Below are 18338 nucleotides of genomic sequence, written 5' to 3' on the forward strand. Positions count from 1 at the left end.
ATGGCCGTATGAGCGACTGGAATGCGAATATCATCGCCGAGTTCCGGGCCAACGAGGGCCGGGTGGGTGGGCCCTTCGAGGGCGCGCCGATGCTGTTGCTGCACCATCGGGGCCGCAGGACCGGGCGTGACCTGGTGGCCCCGATGATGTACCTGGCCGACGAGCAGGACCCGGATCTCATCTACGTCTTCGCGTCCAAGGGCGGCGCGCCGACCGACCCGGACTGGTACCACAACCTCGTCGCCGCCGGATCCGCCGAGATCGAACGCGGCACCGCCACCTACCCGGTCACCGTCGCCGAGATCACCGGCCCGGATCGGGACCGGATCTACGACGAACAGGCCCGCCGCTATCCGGGATTCGCCGAATACGCGCAGAAGACAGCGGGCATCCGCACGATTCCGGTCGTCTCACTGCGTCGCGCCTGACCCATCGGTTATCCGAATCGCATTGCCGTACGCAGGATTTCGTCATCCAGCGGCGGCCCCGGCAGCGGATGGGCAGCCTCCCCGCGCAGCCCGTCCAGCAGGATCCCCAGATGTCGCCGCCAGACATCCGGGGCCTGCTCCCGCACCCCCTCGGTCGCCCGCACAACCGACCACAGCAGTAACCCGACATCGCTGACATCGACATCCGTCCGCAGCGCACCCGACTCCCGCACCCGTGCGATCAGTTGATGAAACAGCTTGTGCCCCTGCTGTTTCGCGACCTCGATGGGACTGTCCGGCGGTAGCGAACGCACGCAGATATCGGTGAATCCGCGATCGCGGGCCTGCCACTGCGCCAGCGCGGTCAGATGCTCGACCAGGCCCGCCCACGGATCCTCGGCCCGCAGCGCGGCCTCGGCGCTGCGCACCGATTCCCACACCTGATCCAGCAGCGCCTCGCCGATCAGGTCCTCGCGGGTCGGGAAGTGGTTGTAGAGCGTGCCGATGCTGACTCCCGCATCGCGTGCGATGGCATTGAGTGAGGCGTCGAGCCCGTCGGCGGCGAACCGCGCGCGGGCCGTGGTCACGACCTTGTCCCGATTGTCACGGGCATCCCGACGCCGCGGCCGCGCCGTCGGAGCGTTCGCGATACTCCCGTGCTCGGCCGCGTCCACCATGACATCAGCCTAACAAGTTGAACGACCACTCGACTTCGAGCTAAGTTGAGAAGGTGCTCAAATTGAGTGACTTCTCAACTTCATCGAACTCGAAAGGAACTCGTCATGCCTCATCTGGCAGTCTTCGGCGCAGGTCCCGCACTCGGTCTGGCCGCCGCGCGGCGCTTCGGTCGCGAGGGTTACTCGGTCACGCTGATCGCACGCAACGGTGACACCCTCGATGGGCTCCGGCGGAGTCTGGCTGCCGACGGCATCACCGCCGACATCCTGCTTGCCGACCTCACCGACGATGCGCAGGTCGACATCGCGCTGGCGAATCTTCGTGGCCGCCACGGCATTCCGGATGTATTGCTCTACTCGCCCGGTGGCGTCGAACGCCTCCCGGTGAACGCCCTGGACCTGGACGCGGACACCCTGCGAACCTGGTTGCCGCTGAATCTGACCACCCCCGTGCGCATCTTGCACGCCCTGCTGCCGGAGATGGTGCGGCGCGGATCGGGCGCGGTGCTGGTCGCGCAGGGCAGTGCGATACACGATGCGCAGCCCGCCCTGGCAAGCGTCGGCATCCCGCAATCGGGTCTGCTCAATTACCTGCGTTCGGTGGATCGACAGGTACGCCCGGCGGGGGTGCGCGTGGGTAGTCTGCAAATCAGCAGGTTGATCGAGACGAGTGCGGCGCAGCGACTCTACGACTCCGGGCATTTCGCCTCGGTCGAGCCGAACGAGGTCGAACGCATCGCACCCGATGCGTTGGCTGCGGAACTGTTCGAGATGGCCACGACCGATACGGAGGTGGAGCGCGCTGCGTGAGAGCCCGCCGCGGACGACGAGACCCTCCGGTCGGTACCGGAGGGTCTCGGGGGAACGGCTATGCCGCTCGGCGTTGTTCGGCCGGTGGGGCCGCGGCGACCTTCGCGCTCTCCGCGAAGCCCGGACGCCCGGTGCCGATGAACGCGACCAGCCAGGACGCCACCGCGATGAACCGGTTGCGGAATCCGACCAGGTAGAACAGGTGCACCGCGAGCCACGCGGTCCACGCGATCAGACCGGTGAACTTCATCTTGTCGTTGACCTTGGTGACCGCGCTGAACCGGCTGATCACCGCCATGGATCCCTTGTCCCAGTAGACGAACGGGGTGCCGGGCTGCTTCTTGCGACGGATGATGTCCGCGACGTGGCGGCCCTCCTGCATCGCGGTGGGCGACTGGCCCGGGTAGCCGTTCAGCGAGGTCATATCGCCGATGGCGTAGATGTCGGCGTGGCCTCCGACGGTGCAGTCCTGATTGATCAGCAGCCGCCCCGCGCGATCGGTCTCGCAGCCGGTGGCCTCGGCCAGCAGCCCGGCGAAACCGCCCGCGGCCACGCCCGCCGACCACACCACGGTCTCGGCGGCGATACCGCGCTCGACACCGTCCTTGGTCTTGACCGTCACCTTGCCGTCGTCGATATCGGTGACGAACGTATCGAGCAACACCTCGACGCCGTTGCGGGTCAACGACTCTCGCGCGTACTCGGACAGGTTGCCGCCGAACGGGGGCAGCACCGCACCGGCGCCCTCCACCAGGGCGACCGAAATCTCTTGGCGGTAATACCTTTTCGCGAGTTCCTTGAGCTGTCCGGCGACCTCGACCCCGGTCGGCCCGGCGCCGACGACCACGAAGCTCAGCAGCCGCTCGCGGGTGGCCTGATCGGCCCCGGCGGCCTCGGCGAAGACGCGCTCGATCTGCGCGCGCAGCCGCTCGGCGTCGGCGATGGTCTTGAGCGAATAGGTCTTCTCGGCGAAATCGTCACGGCCGAAATAGGATTGGTTCGCACCGGTGGCCGCGATCAGCGAGCCGTAGCGGATCCGGCGCGCGCCCTGTTCGGTCTCGTAGGTGAGTACCGCGGCGTCGGCGTCGATCTCGGTGACCTTGCCCAGCCGCACATCCGCACCCTTGTGCCGGCGCAGCACCTGCGCGATCGGCGGGGCGATGTCTGTGGCGGGGAGCACACCCGTCGCAACCTGGTACAGCAGTGGCTGGAACAAATGCTCCGGCGTACTCGAGATGAGTACGAAATCCACCCCCGATTTGCTCAACTGCTTCGCGGCGGCGAGCCCGCCGAAGCCCGATCCGACGATGACGACATCCGCGGCTTCGATACCCGCATCCACGTGTTGCATGACAACCTCCTTCTGTCATTAGTAAACGCGATCCGGAAGGGGACTGTTCCACGGGTCAGGGCGCATAATTCAGATGACTCTTATCTGGATCTCTCATGAATGGAGTTCGTGATGGAACTGCGGCAGCTGTCGTACTTCGTCGCAGTCTGCGAGGAGCTCAGCTTCAGTCGGGCGGCTTCGCGGTGCTTCATATCGCAATCGGCTATCAGTCACCAGATCGCCAGACTCGAACACGACCTCGGTGTGCAGCTCTTCGAACGCTCCACGCGATCGGTCGTCCCGACCGACGCAACCGCTCGGCTACTTCCGCTTGCGAAACAGATGCTGAGCCTGGAATCGGCCATTCGCGCAGCTGTGCGGGCCTCCGGACCGCGAATTCGCCTGGCCGCCAACATGTCCTTCGCAACAAGATCGCTCTCGGCCATCGCCGGGGCGCGCGACGCGCATCCGGGGGCGGAGATCGAGTTCGTGATCAAACCCTTCCGGCAGCGCATCGCCGCGGTCGCGGATGGCGATTGTGATCTTGCTCTCATCCGAGGCAGCGTGGATCAGCCCGGCCTGACGGTCGAACAACTGTGGGTGGAGGACCTCGAACTGGCCGCGTCGACCTCGCATCCACTCGCCGGACGCGAGGACGTGACGCTCACCCAACTGGGTAACTACCCATTGTTGCTGCCACCGGAACAGGAACAGGTGCTGCTGCACAACGTGGTCCGGTCCGCGTTCGCCGATCTACCGGTCCGGCCCACGTTCGGCCCGCCCATCCCACCGGACCACACGGCCACGATGGAGCTCATCAACCGGCCCGACGCGTGGACCATCCTGTACGCGAACAGCGCCGTCGAGGGGATCGCCCGCTTGAACCTGGCCGGGAACCCGCTGCGCATACCGGTGTCCTCGGTCGTGCGCAGTGATGTGCGGCCCTCACCGATCCTGGTGACGTTGCTGGCCGCACTGCACAGCTCGTGAACCGCTAGCCGCGGTTCTCCACGCGGTGGAAGAGATGTTCGACCAGGGTGATCAGCGAACGCAGACAGGTGCCGCGATCGCGCGCGTCCAGGGCCGTGAGCGGGGTGCCGGGCTCGAGGTCCAGGGCGTCGCGGATCTCGCTGAGCGGATACCGCTGCGAGCCCTCGAACTCGTTGACCGCCACCGAATACGGCACACCGCGCTCCTCGAGGACCGCGAGCACCTCGTCGGCCTTGTCGATGCGCCGGGTGTCGACCAGGACCAGCGCGCCGAGCGCACCGCGGGACAGTTCCTCCCACAGCGGGATGAACCGCCGCTGCCCCGGAGTGCCGAAAAGGTACAGTGCCAGTTGGGGATTCAGCGTGATGCGTCCGAAATCCATTGCCACGGTGGTGGTTACCTTGCCGGGCAGCCCGGCCATATCGTCGATGCCGACGCTGGCCTCGGTGATGGTCTCCTCGGTGCGCAGCGGCCGGATCTCGGACACGCTGCCCACGAACGTCGTCTTGCCGACACCGAAGTTGCCGGCGACCAGTAGCTTCACGGACCGGGTCACGGTCTCGGGCACATAGTCGACGGTGCGGTCGGGAACAGCGGACTCAGACGGCGAGAGCGCGGAGCCCATTGAGTACCTCCTCGAGCAGAGCAAGCTCCGGCACGGATTTCGCCGGGGCCGGTGTGGCCAGATGGCCACTGTCCAGCAGGTCGGACGCCAGGATCTTGACCACCGAGGGTGGTAGATCCAGGTAGGCGGCGATCTCTGCCAGCGAGAGCACGCGGCGTCGATTACACACGCCGAGGACGCGCAGCGCATCCGGACTCGTGCCGGGGGCTGGATCCTGAGCTGCTACAACGAGAGTCACCAGGTCGAGTTCTCGACTGGGACGAAGGCGGCCGCCCGTACGGACATACGAACGCACCAGATCCGGGTCGCGCCGGTGGTTGCTCATATCACCGGCCGCTAGTGCTGGCGTGGCAGGCTACCGAGCTCCCGGCCGACCCGACCGGCGAGTTCGTTCATCCTGTGGGCGACCATGCTGACATCGACCTCGCTGGTCGTCGAGACGCCGATCAGGGCACCCTCACCGGCCGCGGTGATGAAGATCATCCCGTCGTCGTACTCGGTCATGTTCTGCCGCACCGCATTTGCCGTACCGCAGAACTCGCCCAGGGCCTTGCCCAGCGAACGTAGCCCGGAGGACGCGGCGGCGAAGCGCTCGGCGTCGTCCAGACCGATGGCACCGACGTGGGCGATACGCAGACCGTCTTCGGAGAGCAGGACGGCGAAGCGAACGCCGGGAACGTGGAGATCGTCGAGCATCCAGGCCAGTTTGTTGCCGTCGGTGACGGCTGTACCGGGTGTGCCCATCAGGATGTCATCCCTTCGCTGTGTTCGTCGAATGCGGCGCGGCCGCTCTGGGAACCGCTGTGCCACGCGGTCGCGATCTCGGGGCGGGGCAGCGCGGTGGTTTCGGAGACGGTGCCGTCCTCGGCGCCGGTCAGTCGCGCCACGCTGGAGACCGAAACGGTCCGGCGACGGCGGCGCGGCAGTCCGCCCGGGGTGATCTCGTGCACGGTCGAGGTGGTGACGGGCTCGGGTTCCTGGATCGACACCGGCTCCGGCTCCCGAATCGGGGCGGGCGCGGGGATCGGCGGATTCGGTTGCACCGCAATGGGTTCCACGGGCGCGGGGGCGGACACCGCCGGCACGGCCGCGGGTTCCGCGGCGGGAGTGTCGGCGTTCTTGCGCTCGGTGAGTAGGGTCTCGGGAACGAATACCATGGCGCGCATACCCCCGTACGCGTTGGGGCCGTCGACGTAGACGCTGAAACCGTAGCGTCGGGCCAGAGCGGCGATACCGGGCAGGCCGACTCGGGGTGCGGGGCCGAGCTGATGGATGTCGACGGCGCGCTCACCGGCGAGGATCTGCCGCGCCTCCTCCATCTGCTCGGCGTTCATCCGCACACCGGCGTCATCGATGATGATGGTGACGCCGTGGTGGCCTTCCTGGAAGCTGACATCCACGAAGGAGGTCGGCGGGGAGTAGCGCAACGCGTTGTCCAGCAGGGTTGCCAGGGTGTGCACGAGCGGTTCGACCGCACGGCTGATGACGACCCGATCCAGCTGTCCGGGCCGCACCCGGGTGTAGTCACGCACGCGGCCGGTGGCGCCGCCGACGATGTCGGTCAGGGACTGCTGCGGCCAGCGACGACCGGGCAGACCACCACAGACGATCACGTAGGACTGCGCCTGCCGGATCATCTGCTGGACGTTGTGGTCGATGCGGGAGAGCGTCTCGTAGACCTCGTCGCCGCGGTGGCGGCGCAGCGCGTCGCTGACCACCTGGCCGACGTCGGCGCCGAGGCTCACCACCGAGGTGCCGAACGAGCGCACCGCGGCGCTGGTGGCCTCGTGCGCACCGGCCTGCACGTCGTTGCGGACCTTGTCGGCTTCGGCGCGGGCGGCATCGATCTCCGCCTTACCGGCGCTCTCGGCGGCCGAAATGGCTTGTTGCGCTTCGAATTCCGCCTCGTGGCGGGTTCGGTCGCGGGTCTCGGCCTGCACCATGTGCAGATCGGAGATGTAGCGCTCGGCCAGGCCGCGTAGCAGCCGGGGGAAGCGCTCGCCGCCGGTGGGCAGTTCCACCTGGCTGTCCGAATGTCGCGTGGACTCGACCGCGAAGGGCATCGTCGTGGTGACGAAATATTCGAGTTCGTCCTCGCGCGCGGTGACCTCGCGGGCCACGGTCTCGGCCCGGGTGCGCTGCTGGTTCGCGTAGTAGACCGCGTAGACCGCCGCGCACACGGCCAGGAGGAGCACCACGGCGAGGATCCACGAAATCGTCACGGCAGTAGATTGATTCATCAGGTTTCCTCTTGCCGGGTGCCCGGCCGCCTCGCCTTCCTCAGCTCGTCGATCGCGTCTTGCCCGCGACCGGATAATGCCTGTCGAATTCTGGAACGCGGACAGGTGGAAGCCTGCCCGTTGAAAGCTCGAAACGCCGTTGGGACAGGCGATCTCGCAACGACTCGTCGGTGCGGATCGAACCACTCCCGTAACCCGACGCGGGCCAACATTAGCAGCATTTCAGGATGACAGCGACCGAACCGTTACAAACTCTTGTGATCGAAAACAACAGTGGCCCCGGCTGTTTCCAGCCGGGGCCACAGTGGTACAAGTTCGCAGGCAATCAGCCCTTGTGCACCTTGACCGCTTCGGTCAACTGCGGTGCGACGTTGAACAGATCGCCCACGATGCCGTAGTCGCTGATCTCGAAGATCGGAGCTTCCTCGTCCTTGTTGACCGCGACGATGGTCTTCGAGGTCTGCATGCCCGCGCGGTGCTGGATCGCGCCGGAGATACCGAGCGCGACGTACAGCTGCGGGGAGACCGTCTTACCGGTCTGGCCGACCTGGAACTGACCCGGGTAGTAGCCCGAGTCGACCGCGGCACGCGAGGCGCCGACCGCCGCACCCAGTGCGTCGGCGAGCGGCTCGATCACCTTGTGGAAGTTGTCCTCGCTGCCGACGCCGCGACCACCGGAGACCACGATGGTGGCCTCGGTGAGCTCGGGCCGGTCGCCGCCGACCACGGGCTCGCGGGAGGTCACCTTGGTGACGCCCTCTTCCTGCGCGGGCACCTCGACGGTGACCTTCTCGCCGGCGCCGGCCTGCGGGGCGGCCTCGATCGCGCCCGGACGCACCGAGATCACCGGCACGTCGCCGGTGGCCTTGGCGTCCACGGTGAACGCGCCACCGAAGATGGAGTGCGTGACGGTGCCGTCGGCCTTGACGTCGATGACGTCGACCAGCAGGCCGGAGCCGATGCGGGCGGCCAGGCGACCCGACACCTCTTTACCCTCGGCGGAGGCGGCGACCAGGATCGCGGCCGGGGCGGCGGATTCGCTCAGGCCGGCGAGCACGTCGACCTTCGGGGTGACCAGGAAGCCGTCGACGTCGTCGGACTCGGCGACGTAGATCTTCTCGGCGCCGGCCGCGGCCAGCGCGTCGGCGAGCTTGTCACCGGTGCCGGCCGCACCGAGCACGACCGCGGCGGGGGTGCCCAGCGCGCGGGCGGCGGTGATGAGTTCGGTGCTGACCTTCTTGACCGCACCGTCGGCGTGCTCCACGAGCACAAGTACTTCTGCCATTGTTCTTATTCTCCTGGGTTGCTCGAGGGGCGGAATCAGATGATCTTCTGGCCGACCAGGTAGGCGGAGATCTGGTTACCGCCCTCGCCCTCGTCGACGATCTTCTCGCCCGCCGTGCGCGGCGGCTTGGGGGTGACGCCGGTGACCGCGGAACCCGCGTTGGCCACACCGACGGTCTCGGGGTCCACGCCCAGGTCGGCCAGGGTGAAGGTCTGCACTTCCTTCTTCTTCGCGGCCATGATGCCCTTGAAGGAGGGGAAGCGCGGCTCGTTGATCTTCTCGGTGACCGAGACGATGGCCGGCAGGCTGGCCTCGAGCTTGAACACGCCCTCGTCGGTCTCGCGCTCGCCGGTGATCTTCTCGCCGTCGACGGTCAGCTTGCGCAGGTGCGTGAGCTGCGGGATGCCGATGTACTCGGCGATGATCGCGGGCACCGCGCCGCTGCGGCCGTCGGTGGCCTCGTTACCGGCGATGACCAGCTCGACACCCTCGACCTGGCCCAGTGCGGCGGCCAGGACGTAGGCGGTCTGCACGGCGTCGGAGCCGTGGATTGCGTCGTCCTTCACGTGGATGGCCTTGTCGGCGCCCATCGACAGCGCCTTGCGGATGGCCTCGGTGGCACGCTCGGGGCCCATGGCCAGGACCGTGACCTCGCCGCCCTGCGCTTCCTTGATCAGCAGGGCCTCTTCGACGGCACGCTCGTTGATCTCGTCCAGGATGGCGTCGGCGGCCTCCCGGTCGAGGGTGTAGTCACCATCGGTCAGCTTGCGCTCGGACCAGGTGTCGGGAACCTGCTTGATCAGTACGACGATGTTCGGCATTGGTCTTCGTCGACCTCCTGTTCTGGTGGACACGTGAAAAGTGGGGTCGCACGAGGGCCGTACGTCCACAGAAGTAGCTCGTTCCGGGACATTACCCTACGTTAAGTTACTCATGGGTAACTTACGGTGTGATGTTCTCCATCGCCACCTCCGCGCGTCGGTGTGATATTGGCAACCGCTAACGTCTGTTGGATGAGTGAGGCCGTTTTCTCCCCTGCGGAAGCCAGTGCGGTGGACCCGTTACCGCTGACCGGTGAGCGCACCGTGCCTGGTATCCCGGAGGAGAACTACTGGTTCCGCCGCCACGAGATCGCCTATCTGCGACTGCTTTCGCGCTGCGCCGGTCGCACGGTGCTCGAGGCCGGATCGGGGGAGGGCTACGGCGCGAACATGATCGCCGCCGTCGCCGCCCGGGTGATCGGCCTGGACTACGACGCGAGCGCGGTCGAGCACGTGCGCGCGGCCTACCCCCGGGTGGAGATGATCCAGGGGAATCTGGCCGAGCTGCCGCTGGAGGACGATTCGGTCGACGTCGTGGTGAATTTCCAGGTGATCGAACATCTCTGGGATCAGGGGCAGTTCCTGCGCGAATGCCTGCGGGTGCTGCGGCCCGGCGGTGAGCTGCTGATCAGCACGCCGAATCGGATCACCTTCTCGCCCGGACGCGACACTCCGTTGAACCCCTTCCACACTCGCGAGCTGAACGCCGTGGAGATGGCGGAACTGTTGGTGGCGGCGGGTTTTCGCGTCGAGGTGATGACCGGCGTGCATCACGGGCCGGAAATCGTTGCGCTGGACAGGAAGTGGGGCGGTTCGATCATCGACGCGCAGATCGAGCGCGCCCTGGCCGGTGAGCCCTGGCCCGCGGATCTGGCCGCCGATGTCGCCGCGGTCCGCAGCGAGGACTTCGCCCTCGACATCTCGCCCTCGGGTGACGGACCGGAAAGTGCCGGCGGCGCGTGGGATCCGCGCATCGACGCGAGCCTGGACCTGGTCGCGATCGCGGTGAAGCCGTGACGAGCGGGTCCGCCGACACCGACGCCGTACCGGGTCGGTTCACGCTGGTCCTGCACTCGCATCTGCCGTGGCTGGCCCATCACGGGCGCTGGCCGGTGGGGGAGGAGTGGCTCTATCAGTCCTGGGCCGCGTCCTATCTGCCGGTCGCTCGAGTGCTGAGAACCCTTGCCGCCGAAGGACGTTCGAATCTGTTGAGCCTGGGCATCACGCCGGTGCTGGCGGCCCAGCTGGACGATCCGCACGCGCTGGCCGGTATGCATCACTGGCTCGGCAACTGGCAGTTGCGCGCCGACGAGGCCGCCATGGCCGGGAACGTCGCGCTCGGTCGTCACGAACACGGGCTGGCCGCGACCGCGCTGGCGGATTTCGAGCAGCGCTGGCGGCACGGTGGTTCGCCGGTGTGGCGGGAGTTGATCGACGCCGGGACGATCGAGTTGCTCGGCGGGCCGCTGTCGCATCCGTTCCAGCCGCTGCTGGATCCGCGGCTGCGCACCTTCGAACTCGCCGAGGGGCTGGCCGATGCCCGGCATCGCTGGGGGCACACCCCGTCGGGGATCTGGGCTCCCGAATGCGGATTCACGCCGGGGATGGAAACGGAATACGCCGCCGCGGGTGTGACGCACTTCATGGTCGACGGTCCCGCCCTGCGCGGGGACACCACCCTGGGGCGTCCGGTGCGGGAGTCGGATGTGCTGGCCTTCGGCCGGGATCTCCAGGTGAGTTATCGCGTGTGGTCGCCGAAATCGGGGTACCCGGGGCACAGCGCCTACCGCGACTTCCACCATTACGACCACGCCACCGGGCTCAAGCCCTCGCGGGTTACCGGCAAACAGGTCGAGGGCCCGGACAAGGCTCCTTACGATCCCGAGCTCGCGGCCGCGGCGGTGCGCCGCGACGTCGACGACTTCGTGACGACCGTGCGCGAACGCCTGATCACCGAATCCGCGCGGATCGGACGTCCGGCGCTGGTGGTCGCGGCCTTCGACACCGAACTGTTCGGGCACTGGTGGCACGAGGGCCCGCAATGGCTCGAACAGGTGCTGCGCGCTCTGCCCGAGGCCGGGATCAGCGTCGGCACGCTGGCCGACGCGCGGGCGAACGGCTATGTGGGAGAACCGGTTCCGCTCGCGGACTCGTCCTGGGGTTCGGGTAAGGACTGGCGGGTGTGGGCCGGGGAACAGGTGCGCGATCTGGTCGAGTTGAACGCCGAGATCGTGCGCTTCACCCTGGACACGCTGGACAAGATGCGCGCGGAGGCCGGTGGTGCGCAGGCGCGCGACCGGATCGCCGATCAACTGCTGCGCGAGGCGGTGCTCGCGGTGTCCAGCGACTGGGCGTTCATGGTCAGCAAGGACTCCGCCGCCGGCTACGCCCGCGATCGCGCGCACCGCCACTGCCACGCGATACGGGAGATCGCGGGGGCGGTACTCGGCGGGCAACTGGCCAAGGCACATGATCTGGCGGCAGGATGGTATGCGGCCGACGGACTCTTTCCCGCGTTGGACGCGCGGCGGCTGGGCCCCGCGGCATCGATGGCTCCCTCGACGGGCGGCCATATCGAACACAGAGGACCAGCATGAAGATCTTGATGGTGTCGTGGGAGTATCCACCGGTCGTCGTCGGCGGGCTGGGCCGCCACGTCCATCACCTGGCCACCGAGCTGGCCGCCGCCGGACACGAGGTCGTCGTGCTGGCCCGTCGTCCGATGGGCACCGACGCCTCCACCCATCCCACGCACACCTATATCGAGGACCGGGTACTGGTCGTCGCGGTCGCGGAGGATCCACCGGCGTTCGACTTCGGTGCGGACATGCTCGCCTGGACCCTGGCGATGGGCCACGCGATGGTGCGCGCGGGCATCGCGCTGAGCAAACCGGGGATCGCCGAGGGCTGGACGCCCGACGTGGTGCACGCGCACGACTGGCTGGTCGCGCATCCGGCCATCGCGCTGGCCGAATACTTCGACGTGCCACTGGTTTCCACCATCCACGCCACCGAGGCCGGGCGGCACAGCGGCTGGGTCTCGGGCCGGGTCAACCGGCAGGTGCACTCGGTGGAGTGGTGGCTGGCCAACGAATCGGACGCGCTCATCACGTGTTCGGCCTCGATGCAGGACGAGGTGGAGCGGCTCTATCACCCCGAACGGGTGCCGCTGCGGGTGATCCGCAACGGAATCGACGTGGGGGCGTGGCCTTTTCGCGCTCGGATGCCGCGTTCGGATCCGCCGCGGCTGCTGTACGTCGGGCGGCTGGAATACGAGAAGGGCGTGCAGGACGCGATCGCCGCGCTGCCCCGGATCCGGCGCGCGCATCCCGGCACGACGCTGACCGTCGCCGGGGTGGGCACCCAGTTCGAGTGGTTGCGCGAGCGGGCGCGGGTGCATCGGGTGGCCCGGGCGGTGAACTTCGTCGGACGGCTCGATCACGAGGACCTGCTGGGCTGGTTGCACGGCGCCGACGCGGTCGTACTGCCCAGTCGCTACGAACCTTTCGGCATCGTCGCGCTGGAGGCGGCCGCGGCGGGGATCCCGCTGGTCACCTCGAATGCGGGCGGGCTCGGGGAGCTGGTCGTGGACGGGGTGACGGGGGCGTCCTTCGAACCCGCCGACGTGTCCGGTCTGGTCGAGGCGGCGTGCGCGGTGCTGGACGATCCGGCCGCCGCGCAGGAACGCGCGTTCGCCGCGCGTGAGCGCCTGACCGCCGACTTCGCCTGGGATGTGGTCGCGGCCGAGACGATCCTGGTCTACCAGGCCGCCAAGCGCCGGGTGCGCAATCCGATGGGACGTCCGGTCGTGGTCGAGCGGCCGCTGCCGGAGCGGGATCCCAAGTCGGAGTAACGCACTCGAACGATCAGCGGCCGGGTGCTAGTTTCTATTCGTTTTCGTTGGACGGTCGCGGACCGGTTGCGCACGGGGAGGATTCGGCTGTGGACAAGCTGCAGTGCGACTGGTGCGGGGTGCAGACGCCACCCGGTACGGGACACACCTGCCCCAGTTGCGGTGCGCCGCTGGACGAGGCGAACAAGGTCAGCGATTCGGGCTGGCGGGAGGCGCCGCGGCTGCGGGACATGACCGAATTCCGGTTCGGCAACAGCGTCTGCCAGGTCGAGGGGGAGCTGGTGCCCGTCGCGGAGATCGCGCTCGGGCCGGGCGATCAGGTCTACTACGAGCATCACGTGATGTTGTGGAAGGACGAGGCCGTCCCGATCTTCGCGCTCAACACCGGTGGCGGGGTGAAGCGGTCGCTGGCCGGGATGCCGCTGGTGATCACGGTGTCGCAGGGGCCGGGGCGGATCGCGTTCTCCCGGGATTCGCCCGGTGAGCTGGTGGTGCTGCCGATGCATCCGGGGATGGAACTCGATGTGCGCGAGCATGCGTTCCTGCTGGCCTCGGGCAGCATCAACTATTCGTTCGTGCGGATCAAGGGCCTGGCCAACATCCTGCACGGCGGCAACGGCATGTACATGGACCGGTTCATCACGCAGGGGTATCCGGGGCTGCTGATGTTGCACGGGTACGGGAACGTGTTCGAGCGGAATCTGCGTCCGGGGGAGAAGATCCTGGTCGAGCCGGGCGGCTTCCTCTACAAGGACGCGAGCGTGCAGATGCAGGCCGTGCCGCAGAACATCAAGGTCGGGTTGTTCGGCCGGATGTATCTGGCGGAGATGACCGGGCCGGGCCGGGTCGGCATCCAGTCGATGTACGTCCACCACCGGTCGGGGTAGGTCCGCGATGAGTACCTACACCTGCCTGTTCTGTCGGCAGCCGAGCGATCCGAACGCCAGCACCTGCCCGCATTGCGGTGCGCCAGTGGACATCCGGGCGGCGGTGAGCGCGTCGGGCTGGACCAAGCAGCCCGCGATCCGGGACATGACCCGGATCCAGTTCGGCCAATCCCGTTGTCAGATCGAGGGAACGCTGGTTCCGGCGGCGGATTTCGCGCTGGCACAGGGTGATTGGATCTACTTCTCGCATCACAACCTGCTGTGGACCGAGCCGACCGCGCAGTTGGACCGGATGAGCCTCAAGGGCGCGTGGCGGCGCATGATGGGCGGGCTGCCGCTGATCATGATGACCGGCCGCGGGCCCGGGCATATCGCGCTGTCCGGGACGCACGCCGGGGACGTTGTGGTGCTGCCGCTGGCGCACGGTCAGCAGATGTGGGTGCGTGAGCACCGGTTCCTGGCGGCCAGCGGCAGCATCTCCTACGACTGGACCAACAACAACGTCTGGTTCGTCACCGGCAGCGGTGACGATCGCAAGACGCACTATCCGCTGGGGATGTTCGGCGACATCTTCAGCGCGCAGGCCGGTCCTGGTCTGCTGCTGTTGCATTCACCGGGCAATACCTTCATCCGGGATCTCGCGCCCGGGCAGACGCTGCTGGTCAAACCGTCCGCGCTGCTGTACCGGGACCTTTCGGTGACCGCGCATCTGCATCTGGAATATCCGCACACCCGTGGAGTGGGCTGGTGGCGCAGTTTCAGTTATCGCAGTATCTGGTTGCGGCTGGTCGGGCCGGGACGTGTTGCGGTGCAATCGGTTTACACGCCCGAGGAGGAGTCCGAGGCGATCCGCTCGCATTCACACGCGACGGTGCGGCGCTGGTGAACGTGCCGCGCGGATAGACCTCGCGCCCGCCCGGTGGTTACCGGACGGGCGCGAATCACGGTGTGCCCGATCGCTTCTGGAGCGATCAGCAGTTGGGCAGGGTGGTCCCGAAGACGGAGCCCAACAGGCAGCCGACCCGCCCGGCGAGCAGCGTCTGTAGGAAACTCGCCGTCCCGCTGGACGATCCGGTGCTCGCGATCGGAGCCGACACCGTCTGCGCACTCGCCGCGCTCGCGGCGACGGTGCTGCCACCCGCCACCAGGGCGAGGGCGACGGCGGTGCTGGCGAAAACACGTTTCATTTCGTATTGATCCCTTTTTACCCGGTCGGCCGGTCGGCCGACGACACCCGAGTATAGGAATCGCCCGTCCGAGGCAACAGATCGTTTGTCCGGTCCTGAGCTACATCACATTCGGCGTTGAAACCCTTGTGGAAGTGACGGATTCGCATCGGGTAGCGGCGTAGTTCGCAATCTGGGCGAACTGGACGCGGACTGGCGGTGAACGTCGGGTGTGATGCTCATCTCGTTCACCGGACTGGCATCGGGGCGACACTCGGCGGATGCCTCAGGGCCCCTTCGGACTCGTTTCATCGGATCATGGCGATAAAGGCAGTCTCAGAACCCGCCGCGGTTTCGCCCGCGCCGGTGCGCAGTACGGCCGTAGGGGACGGTCGCCCACAATACTCGCTGGTGGTTTCCTCCGACGCCGAGCACCGCATCGCCGCGCAGCGGTTGCGTTATCAGGTCTTCGCCGGGGAGCCCGGCTTCAACATTCCCGAGCGGGCCGACGGTCTGGACGCGGACTCGTTCGACGACCACTGCGACCACCTGCTGGTGCGCGACGAGCTGGCCGATCAGTTCGTCGGCTGCTACCGGATGCTGCCGCCGGACAAGGTCGCGGCCGCGGGCGGTTACTACACCGCGACCGAATTCGACCTCAGTGCAATGGATCCCGAGGGTCAGCGGATCGTGGAGATGGGCCGGGCGTGCGTGGTGCCCGATCACCGCAACGGTTCGGTGGTGACGCTGATGTGGGCGGGCATCCTGCACTACATCCAGCTCACCGGTTACGACTGGGTGATGGGTTGCGCGTCGGTGCCGATGCAGGACGCGCCCGGCGACCCGATCGGCGCGAACGTGCGCGGCGTGCGAGATCTGGTGCTGGCCAAGCACGGTGGGGATCCGGAGCGCTGGGCGCGCCCGCTGAACCCGGTCGTGGTCGACGGCCGCACCCTGGACGAACTGGAGCCGCCCGCGCGGCCGAAACTGCCGCCGCTGCTGCGCGGATACCTGCGCCTGGGCGCGGACATCTGCGGGCAGCCCGCCCACGATCCCGACTTCGGCGTCGCGGATTTCGTGGTGCTGCTCGGCCTCGACACCATCAACCGCCGGTATCTGGAGCGCTTACAGTCGGCGGCCTCGGTCATGGATGGACGGTGAATTCCGATGCCCGCGTTCGTATCTCCCGGAACCGCAGCGCTGTCGTGCCCACCCGCCGCGGCGGTGCACGAGTGGATGCCGTCGAGTCCGTGCGTGCCCAGCTGCGTCGAGACGGTCGCTGAGGCCGGAACGTTGCGGGTCGTCGCCCGCGTGACCGGTGTGTTCGGTCTGCTGCTGTCCTTCCCGATCGTCAACGTGGTCACGCCGCGTCGTCGTCGGGGCGGTTTGCAGCGGGGGTATGCCCAGGCTCTGTTGCGTTGCTGCGGAATCGGATTGCGCGTCGTCGACGAGCGCGGCGCGGACGCCGACCAGGGGCCGGCCCCGCTGTTGACCGTGGCCGGACACGTCGGGTGGACCGATGTCGTCGCGCTGGCCGCGGTGCAGCCGATGGGTTTCGTGGCCCGCGCCGACCTCATCGACTGGCCGCTGCTGGGCGCACTGGCCCGCCTGATGCGCGTGATCCCGATCGAACGCGAACGTCTGCGCGCGCTGCCGCAGGTGATCGACGCGATCGCCGCCCGGCTGTCCGCGGGCGACCGGGTCGCGATGTTCCCCGAGGGCACCACCTGGTGTGGTCGTGCCCACGGCCGCCTGCGCCCCGCCCTGTTCCAGGCCGCGGTCGACACCGGCACCCCCGTCCAGCCGATCCGGGTCCGCTACCTCGACCGTGCCGGCGAGTTGTCCAGCATCCCCGCCTTCGTCGGCGACGACACCTTCCTGGACTCGGTCAGCCGCGTTCTGCACTCCCGCGGCGTCGTCGCGGAACTCACCCTGCTGCCCGCCGAGGCTCCCGGCGACGATCGCCACGACCTGGCCCACCGCTGCGAACAAGCCCTTCGCGGTGACGAAACCCTCGACATCGACGCCGAGGCAACTGCGCTGGGCACCGGTCCGACTCGAAAGATCGTCTCGGACAAGGACATCCACCACCCGGTTGCGGTTTCCTGAGCACGCACCGAGGCCGGGACGCGCTACCACCTGATCGCGCACCACGGTGAACAGCAGGGATCTGCCGCCGCTCGGGCACTCGCGCTGGTCGAGACCAAGTTGCGCGCCGCCGGGGTCCGCATCCCCGGGCCGGATTTCCACTGACCACGGTGCATCCATGCTTCGCCACCGCGACCGGAGTGGCCTGCCCACGTTCGGGCTCCGGTCCACTCGTCACAGGTGCGTCGCCCGGCGTAGCAGGTGGTCGATGTTCTCGCGGCTGCGCCTGTCGGTGGGGGTGTGGACGACGAGGCGGACGCCCGGATGGTCGGCCAGTTCCATGCCGGTGGCACGCAGGCTCACTTCGCCGATTCCCGGAATGTCGTAACGCTTGTCACACAGGCGTGGTGGAGCGACGTCGTGCCTGGCCCAGAGCAGGGAGAACAGCGGGCTGGCGGTGCGCAGACGAGTGACGAAGTCCTGCCATCGCGGGTCGCCCACGTTCTGGCTGTAGCGATAGCGGAAACCTGCCACGGCCTCGGGCGCCCGCTCATCGCGGTTGACGATGTGGTGTTGCGCGTCCGGCGCCGCGAACAACTGCCAGAGGGTGTTGCGCTCGCCCACCGGAGCACTGACCAAAGCGGGGTGCAGAGCCGCGTATGCACGGTTCCAGCGCAGCACGTCGGTGCGGGCGTCGACCAGCATGGCAGGCAACGGGTCCAGGGCTGTCAGGACGGTGTCGAGGTCGCCGGGGATCTCGGCCGGCGGATCGCCGGCGACCGGAGGCTGGGGGATCCGGGCCAGACGGTAGAGGTGGTCGCGCTCGGCGGCATCCAGAAACAGCGTGCGGGCCACCGCGTCGAGCACCTGGGAGCTGACGTTGATCGGCCGCCCCTGCTCCAGCCACGTGTACCAGGTGATGCCGACCCCGGCCAGCTGGGCGACCTCCTCGCGGCGCAGTCCGGGGGTGCGCCGACGCACTCCAGGAGGTATGCCGACATCCGCGGGTGAGACCCGCGCGCGTCGTGAGCGCAGGAACTCCCGCAGTTCAGTGCGGTTCGCGGTCGTCTGCACAAGTCCACTGTGCCAGAGCCGGGAGGCGTCGGCCTGGTGCTGCCAGTACCAGTATCAGCAGGCT

At 67.8% G+C, this 18338-nt stretch carries 20 protein-coding genes; 10 read left to right on the top strand and 10 right to left on the bottom strand.

Annotated elements, in window-relative coordinates; genetic code table 11:
• The first annotated feature begins 8 nt into the window (after positions 1 to 8).
• Positions 9 to 428, top strand: a complete 420-nt coding sequence (locus NRB20_RS31390; RefSeq protein ID WP_153415024.1) for a nitroreductase/quinone reductase family protein — start codon at positions 9 to 11, stop codon at positions 426 to 428.
• An 8-nt stretch (positions 429 to 436) separates the two neighbouring features.
• On the opposite strand, the gene NRB20_RS31395 is transcribed toward NRB20_RS31390, so the two are convergent.
• Entirely contained in the window at positions 437 to 1105 is a 669-nt protein-coding gene (locus tag NRB20_RS31395; protein WP_153415025.1) for a TetR/AcrR family transcriptional regulator, read from the bottom strand.
• Between the two features lie 105 nt (positions 1106 to 1210).
• Here NRB20_RS31395 and NRB20_RS31400 point away from each other — a divergent pair, with 105 nt between their 5' ends.
• Positions 1211 to 1915, top strand: a complete 705-nt coding sequence (locus tag NRB20_RS31400) for an SDR family NAD(P)-dependent oxidoreductase (RefSeq protein ID WP_153415026.1) — start codon at positions 1211 to 1213, stop codon at positions 1913 to 1915.
• 58 nt (positions 1916 to 1973) lie between these two features.
• Here the strand turns inward: NRB20_RS31400 and NRB20_RS31405 are convergent, their stop codons facing one another.
• Complete coding sequence (locus NRB20_RS31405; RefSeq protein ID WP_153415027.1) at positions 1974 to 3266, bottom strand: NAD(P)/FAD-dependent oxidoreductase; 1293 nt, start codon at positions 3264 to 3266, stop codon at positions 1974 to 1976.
• Between the two features lie 111 nt (positions 3267 to 3377).
• Here NRB20_RS31405 and NRB20_RS31410 point away from each other — a divergent pair, with 111 nt between their 5' ends.
• A complete protein-coding gene (locus NRB20_RS31410) occupies positions 3378 to 4235 on the top strand; it encodes a LysR family transcriptional regulator (protein ID WP_040826745.1) in 858 nt (285 codons plus the stop codon).
• A gap of 4 nt (positions 4236 to 4239) precedes the next feature.
• Here NRB20_RS31410 and NRB20_RS31415 read toward each other — a convergent pair whose 3' ends face one another.
• The 6 genes from NRB20_RS31415 to NRB20_RS31440 form a co-directional block, all read right to left on the bottom strand.
• Positions 4240 to 4860: a GTP-binding protein gene (locus NRB20_RS31415; RefSeq protein WP_153415028.1), complete on the bottom strand. Its 621-nt coding sequence runs from the start codon at positions 4858 to 4860 to the stop codon at positions 4240 to 4242.
• Positions 4835 to 5185 carry a DUF742 domain-containing protein gene (locus NRB20_RS31420; RefSeq protein WP_153415029.1) on the bottom strand — a complete coding sequence of 117 codons (351 nt, stop codon included), beginning with the start codon at positions 5183 to 5185 and terminating at the stop codon, positions 4835 to 4837. The genes NRB20_RS31415 and NRB20_RS31420 overlap by 26 nt, the downstream gene beginning before the upstream one ends.
• 11 nt (positions 5186 to 5196) lie before the next feature.
• Positions 5197 to 5604, bottom strand: coding sequence for a roadblock/LC7 domain-containing protein (locus tag NRB20_RS31425; protein WP_067889186.1), 408 nt, complete (start codon positions 5602 to 5604; stop codon positions 5197 to 5199).
• A complete protein-coding gene (locus tag NRB20_RS31430) occupies positions 5604 to 7100 on the bottom strand; it encodes an ATP-binding protein (RefSeq protein WP_153415030.1) in 1497 nt (498 codons plus the stop codon). The genes NRB20_RS31425 and NRB20_RS31430 overlap by 1 nt, the downstream gene beginning before the upstream one ends.
• Before the next feature lie 325 nt (positions 7101 to 7425).
• Positions 7426 to 8385 (bottom strand): electron transfer flavoprotein subunit alpha/FixB family protein, encoded by a 960-nt coding sequence (locus NRB20_RS31435; protein ID WP_153415031.1) that lies wholly within the window; start codon positions 8383 to 8385, stop codon positions 7426 to 7428.
• Positions 8386 to 8420: 35 nt separating this feature from the next.
• A complete protein-coding gene (locus NRB20_RS31440) occupies positions 8421 to 9206 on the bottom strand; it encodes an electron transfer flavoprotein subunit beta/FixA family protein (RefSeq protein ID WP_153415032.1) in 786 nt (261 codons plus the stop codon).
• A 192-nt stretch (positions 9207 to 9398) separates the two neighbouring features.
• Here NRB20_RS31440 and NRB20_RS31445 point away from each other — a divergent pair, with 192 nt between their 5' ends.
• The 5 genes from NRB20_RS31445 (at position 9399) to NRB20_RS31465 (ending at position 14832) form a co-directional block, all read left to right on the top strand.
• Complete coding sequence (locus tag NRB20_RS31445; protein WP_153415033.1) at positions 9399 to 10223, top strand: class I SAM-dependent methyltransferase; 825 nt, start codon at positions 9399 to 9401, stop codon at positions 10221 to 10223.
• On the top strand, positions 10220 to 11803 hold the full coding sequence (locus tag NRB20_RS31450) for a glycoside hydrolase family 57 protein (RefSeq protein WP_319945631.1): 1584 nt from the start codon (positions 10220 to 10222) through the stop codon (positions 11801 to 11803). Before NRB20_RS31445 ends, NRB20_RS31450 begins: the two co-directional genes overlap by 4 nt.
• On the top strand, positions 11800 to 13059 hold the full coding sequence (locus NRB20_RS31455) for a glycosyltransferase family 4 protein (protein ID WP_153415034.1): 1260 nt from the start codon (positions 11800 to 11802) through the stop codon (positions 13057 to 13059). Before NRB20_RS31450 ends, NRB20_RS31455 begins: the two co-directional genes overlap by 4 nt.
• 89 nt (positions 13060 to 13148) lie before the next feature.
• Positions 13149 to 13946 (top strand): AIM24 family protein, encoded by a 798-nt coding sequence (locus tag NRB20_RS31460; protein WP_153415035.1) that lies wholly within the window; start codon positions 13149 to 13151, stop codon positions 13944 to 13946.
• A gap of 7 nt (positions 13947 to 13953) precedes the next feature.
• Entirely contained in the window at positions 13954 to 14832 is an 879-nt protein-coding gene (locus NRB20_RS31465; RefSeq protein WP_153415036.1) for an AIM24 family protein, read from the top strand.
• 85 nt (positions 14833 to 14917) lie between these two features.
• On the opposite strand, the gene NRB20_RS31470 is transcribed toward NRB20_RS31465, so the two are convergent.
• Positions 14918 to 15133 (bottom strand): hypothetical protein, encoded by a 216-nt coding sequence (locus tag NRB20_RS31470; RefSeq protein ID WP_153415037.1) that lies wholly within the window; start codon positions 15131 to 15133, stop codon positions 14918 to 14920.
• A 297-nt stretch (positions 15134 to 15430) separates the two neighbouring features.
• On the opposite strand from NRB20_RS31470, the gene NRB20_RS31475 reads away from it, so the two are divergent.
• Both NRB20_RS31475 and NRB20_RS31480 read left to right on the top strand, forming a co-directional pair.
• The gene (locus NRB20_RS31475; protein WP_153415038.1) at positions 15431 to 16273 is read left to right on the top strand and encodes a GNAT family N-acetyltransferase; all 843 of its coding nucleotides are present in this window, start codon (positions 15431 to 15433) and stop codon (positions 16271 to 16273) included.
• Between the two features lie 6 nt (positions 16274 to 16279).
• On the top strand, positions 16280 to 17221 hold the full coding sequence (locus NRB20_RS31480) for a lysophospholipid acyltransferase family protein (protein ID WP_227834048.1): 942 nt from the start codon (positions 16280 to 16282) through the stop codon (positions 17219 to 17221).
• Positions 17222 to 17434: 213 nt separating this feature from the next.
• Here the strand turns inward: NRB20_RS31480 and NRB20_RS31485 are convergent, their stop codons facing one another.
• Positions 17435 to 18274: a helix-turn-helix transcriptional regulator gene (locus NRB20_RS31485; protein WP_319945633.1), complete on the bottom strand. Its 840-nt coding sequence runs from the start codon at positions 18272 to 18274 to the stop codon at positions 17435 to 17437.
• Positions 18275 to 18338: the final 64 nt, after the last annotated feature.

Origin of the sequence: Nocardia macrotermitis (assembly GCF_009604405.1) — a bacterium.
GTDB classification, from domain to species: domain Bacteria; phylum Actinomycetota; class Actinomycetes; order Mycobacteriales; family Mycobacteriaceae; genus Nocardia; species Nocardia macrotermitis.